This window comes from Yoonia sp. (assembly GCF_017854415.1).
GTDB lineage: Bacteria > Pseudomonadota > Alphaproteobacteria > Rhodobacterales > Rhodobacteraceae > Yoonia.
In genome coordinates, this window is the sequence record NZ_JAFMHR010000180.1 from 1 (window position 1) to 4,564 (window position 4,564).

Genomic DNA, 4,564 nt, shown 5'->3' on the forward strand with positions numbered 1-4,564 from the left:
CCACCTGCAACGCAGCCACGCAAGCGCAGCGCATCGCCGCTTACATCCATCTTACCGATGTAAAGCTTGTTGTTGGACGGACGCCAAACTTGGCCCTCGTACGCGCCGCCACCTTGTGGCGCCATATCGATCACCAAGGTTTTGCCGATGTTCTCGGACTGGTATTCACCGTCCGCATTGAACGTCCGGCTGATCACGCCGCACACAGCCGGGCCGCATGGGGTGATCGTGATGTGGGCATAGGCCCCGTCGTCTACTTCGGTCTGCCACACGCCAAGTGCGGCATCTTGTGCTGAGGCCATTGTTGCAAAGGCTAATAGCGACGCCGCGATCATCAAAAATTTCTTCATACTCATTTCCTCCCTGAGTTCTGCGCAGACCATGCCAGCGGCAGTGCCATCCAATCAACAATGACGTGGGGTCGCGGCGATGCGTTGCAATTATCCGGCTGCTATGCATAAAAGCGGCAACTGCAAACAGGTGCCAAAATGATCCTTTATCCCGCCATTGACCTCAAAGACGGAAACGCTGTGCGGCTTGTGCATGGCGACATGGAACAGACAACCGTTTTCAACGAAGATCCCGCCGCTCAGGCCAAAGCGTTCGTAGCCGCAGGTTGTGAATGGTTGCATCTGGTCGATCTAAACGGTGCGTTTGCCGGTGAGCCAGTCAACGCAGCCCCGGTCGAGGCGATCTTGAAAGCCTGCGCGGTTCCAGCTCAATTGGGCGGCGGCATTCGCGATATGGCGACAATTGAACGCTGGTTGGACAAAGGTCTGGCCCGCGTCATCCTTGGGACCGTTGCGGTGGAAAATCCTGATCTGGTGCGACAAGCCGCCAAGGAATTTCCAGGCCAAGTTGCCGTCGGTCTGGACGCCCGCAACGGCCGCGTTGCGACACGCGGCTGGGCCGAAGAAACCGATGTGATGGTCACTGATCTGGCAAAATCATTCGAAGACGCCGGAATCGCCGCGATTATCTATACCGACATCCTGCGTGACGGGGCCATGAAGGGTCCCAACATTGATGCGACAGCTGAACTGGCGCGGGCTGTGAATATCCCTGTGATCGCGTCGGGTGGTGTGTCGTCGATGGCAGACCTTGCCGCTCTCAAAGCGACTGGGGTGATTTCAGGCGCGATATCAGGTCGCGCTCTTTATGACGGCGCGATTGATCTGAACGCCGCTTTAGCAGCACTGCGTTAAGTCATCATCTTGCCTTTTAAACTCAAAATCCCAAGCTTGCCGCGCGCGCGCCAGCAGCCTAGACAGAGCATATGCTAAAAACACGCATCATCCCCTGCCTTGACGTTGCCGAAGGACGCGTCGTGAAAGGCGTGAATTTTGTCGATCTGGTTGATGCGGGCGATCCCGTTGATGCGGCAATTGCCTATAACGCGGCAGGCGCAGACGAGCTTTGTTTTCTGGACATCATGGCGACCGAAGAGAACCGCGGTACGATGTTCGATTTGGTCACACGCACGGCAGAACAGTGCTTTATGCCGCTGACCATCGGGGGTGGCGTGCGGACGCACCACGATGTGCGCGCGCTGCTGCTGGCGGGTGCAGATAAGGTTAGTTTTAACTCTGCCGCTGTTACAAACCCTGATGTCGTTGCAGAAGCGGCCATGCGTTTTGGATCCCAATGTATCGTCGTGGCGATTGACGCGAAAACAGTGTCACCTGGCAAGTGGGAGATTTTCACCCACGGCGGGCGCCGTGCTACGGGTATTGATGCGGTGGCCTTCGCACGCACGGTGGTTGAAAAGGGTGCGGGTGAAATCCTGCTAACGTCAATGGATCGCGATGGGACCAAAGCGGGCTTTAATCTGCCACTCACACGGGCAATTTCAGACGCGGTGCACGTGCCTGTGATTGCCTCTGGCGGGGTTGGCACGTTGGATCACTTGGTCGAAGGCGTGACTTTGGGCGGGGCTTCTGCCGTTCTAGCGGCTTCCATCTTTCATTTTGGCACCTATACAATTGGCGAGGCCAAGGCCCATATGGCCGCGGCTGGTATCCCCGTGAGGCTGACATGACCCTACAAGACCTTGCCGACCTGATTGTGGCGCGCAAAGACGCCGACCCTGATAGCAGTTGGACCGCGAAATTGCTGTCCAAAGGTCCAGAGAAATGTGCCGAAAAATTTGGCGAAGAAGCAATCGAAGCGATCATCGAAGCCGTCAAAGGTGATAATGACAAACTAACGTCAGAAGCCGCAGATGTGCTGTATCACCTGTTGGTCATGCTAACCGCGCGTGGGGTCACGTTAGACGCGGTCATGGATGAACTGGCGCGCCGTCAAGGCACGTCCGGCATCGTCGAAAAAGCATCACGCGACTAGCAGGCGTTATCCGGTCCGGTGCAATGCCCAATCAAGGATATTTCGCGGCTTTTCGGGTTCGCGTGCCATAAGCTGGCGTTCAATTTCTTCTTGTTCTGCGATCGCTACGCGTTCAAGTTCAGCTAAACGCTGGGCTTCGGCCATAGCGCGGTTCTGCTCTTGTTTTCTGAGCTCTGCCTCGGTCGTTTCGCGGTTGAATTCGTCCACCCACGCCGGGCGGTAAGATTTTGGCTGCGGCACCGAAGCGACGGCTCTTGCGGGCTTTGCGCGTGGTTTTTGTGATGCATTCAAGACATGTTTGTTGGTTTCATGAACCAGCTCGCTGAGGGTCTTGCTGGCCATTCTCGCCTCAGGCATTTTCACCATCTTGACCTTCTTACTCTCAGTCTCGATCAGGCTTAGCCACCCACGAGCGGATGCGATCCGGTCCTTTGGCGGCACGCTAAGAGACTTGTCGATCGCCTCTAGAAAGTCGCGTTCATATTGCGTGAACCGCCCTGCCAGCGGCAGATAAGGATCGTGATCGTTATTGGTTAATGCGGCGACACGCTCTTGGCTGTTCGGTGGTGCTTCGCCGGAAATCAGGTGGTAAATCGTTGCGCCAAGCGCATACAGATCGCTGCAAGGCTGCTGCTGGCCACCTGCGATGTAGAATTCATGCGGAGAGTAACCGTCCTTGACCATCAACATCGTTGTGACGTCATTGGACTTCTTGCTGGCCTCTTCGCGGGCCGCACCGAAATCGATCAATGATGGGCTGCCCCATTTGTCGAGCAAGATATTATCAGGAGAAATGTCGCGGTGAAGCAAATCATTGCGGTGAATAAGGTCCATCGCATCAAGCGTTTTTACCAAGATATCGCGAATCTGGTCAGGGCTTAGCGGATCGCTGTCATCTTCAATGATGTCCAAAAGGTCGCGCCCGTGGATCAGATCAAGAACCATATACGCCGTCATGTTTTCTTCAAAAACCTGATGCACGCCGACAATGTTGGGGTGGCGCAGCTTTGCGATGCTGCGTGCCTCTAGCATGAACATGTCCACAGATTTGCGATGCTGCGCCTCGTAGCGGGCAGATGTGACGCGAACCTGGGCACCGAAACGACAGCAGAATGCTTCTGGGAAGCATTCTTTGATTACAACGTCGCGGTCCAGATAGATGTCTTTTGCAAGATAAGTGATTCCGAAGCCACCGCTGCCGATCTGTTCGTCGATCTTGAACTTACCGCCCAACAATTCAGTTCCCGCCGGCAACGCCTGGCCAAGAGCCTCGTAGGTATCGGAAAAATCGATGATTCTTGTTTCTTCCATGCGCGTATCCGTCTGTTCTAGGCGTGGGGAACAACATCAACTCGTCAGATAACTTGATTATCGTAGGGCCGCGTCATGTAACGAGTCAACGGTGAAGCATATGCAATTGAATCCATTGGCGGAATTTTGCGCACTGGCTCACAAGCTTGAAACATCAAAGCTTGGACGAAATAATTCCCGTCACAAATCCACCCATTCGCAGCTCACCAAATAGCCGCTGATATTCAATTTTCGGACAGCGGTCCTGTATTACGTCGACGCCGCGTGCCTGCGCCGTTGCTGTCGCTTGGTCATGGGTGACGCCGATCTGCATCCAAATGGTTTGCAAGGCAGGCCAACGTTCCAAGGATGCATCCACAATGTCCGGCACGGCCTCTGAACGCCGAAAAATATCAACCATGTCAACGTCGATGGGCACTTGCGACACATCGCCATAAACTGTTTCACCCAATAACGTTTGGCCCGCCAATCCCGGATTGATTGGAATGACACGAAACCCTTTAAGCTTGAGATAGCGGGCAACATAGAAGCTTGGTCGGATCTGGTTCGCAGACACACCGACAACTGCGACCGTTCTGGTTCGCTTGAGGATTTTACGTAAATGGTCGTCTGAATACTGCATGCCGGCATTCTAAGCAGACTTTATCCAATAAAAAAGCGCCCGGAGGGGGATCCGGGCGCAAGTGTTGGAACGAGGGGACAGTGAATTCAAAACGCGGATGTTCCAGAACGCGTCTTCTATAAACAGATAGTCACGTTTCGCGTGGATCAAAGACCGTTCAGCAAAACGTGAACGCAGTGCGGATCAATCGAAAACGTCTTCAACCACGTCTTCGATCACATCCCAAATCTCTGAGAGCCCGATTTAAAACTATTTGAGTGAGTTCAGTGGTTTGTGATTCTGTTCGGT

At 54.3% G+C, this 4,564-nt stretch carries 6 protein-coding genes; 3 read left to right on the forward strand and 3 right to left on the reverse strand.

All coding sequences use genetic code 11. The features are described 5' to 3' along the window. Positions 1-350: DUF2147 domain-containing protein (locus tag QZ197_RS14860; protein ID WP_296432934.1), on the reverse strand; the 350-nt coding region annotated here is incomplete at its 3' end. A gap of 138 nt (positions 351-488) precedes the next feature. Between QZ197_RS14860 and hisA the strand changes: the two genes are divergently transcribed. The 3 genes from hisA to QZ197_RS14875 all read left to right on the forward strand — a co-directional run bounded on the left by hisA (position 489) and on the right by QZ197_RS14875 (position 2,343). Further along, the gene (hisA, locus tag QZ197_RS14865) at positions 489-1,205 is read left to right on the forward strand and encodes a 1-(5-phosphoribosyl)-5-[(5-phosphoribosylamino)methylideneamino]imidazole-4-carboxamide isomerase (protein ID WP_296432935.1); all 717 of its coding nucleotides are present in this window, start codon (positions 489-491) and stop codon (positions 1,203-1,205) included. Positions 1,206-1,276: 71 nt separating this feature from the next. Next, the gene (gene hisF, locus QZ197_RS14870) at positions 1,277-2,038 is read left to right on the forward strand and encodes an imidazole glycerol phosphate synthase subunit HisF (protein WP_296432936.1); all 762 of its coding nucleotides are present in this window, start codon (positions 1,277-1,279) and stop codon (positions 2,036-2,038) included. Then, positions 2,035-2,343, forward strand: a complete 309-nt coding sequence (locus QZ197_RS14875) for a phosphoribosyl-ATP diphosphatase (RefSeq protein ID WP_296432937.1) — start codon at positions 2,035-2,037, stop codon at positions 2,341-2,343. Before hisF ends, QZ197_RS14875 begins: the two co-directional genes overlap by 4 nt. A gap of 6 nt (positions 2,344-2,349) precedes the next feature. On the opposite strand, the gene QZ197_RS14880 is transcribed toward QZ197_RS14875, so the two are convergent. Together QZ197_RS14880 and QZ197_RS14885 are read right to left on the reverse strand one after the other, a co-directional pair. Beyond that, the gene (locus tag QZ197_RS14880; protein WP_296432938.1) at positions 2,350-3,654 is read right to left on the reverse strand and encodes a serine/threonine-protein kinase; all 1,305 of its coding nucleotides are present in this window, start codon (positions 3,652-3,654) and stop codon (positions 2,350-2,352) included. 154 nt (positions 3,655-3,808) lie between these two features. After that, positions 3,809-4,276, reverse strand: a complete 468-nt coding sequence (locus QZ197_RS14885; protein ID WP_296432939.1) for a CoA-binding protein — start codon at positions 4,274-4,276, stop codon at positions 3,809-3,811. Positions 4,277-4,564: the final 288 nt, after the last annotated feature.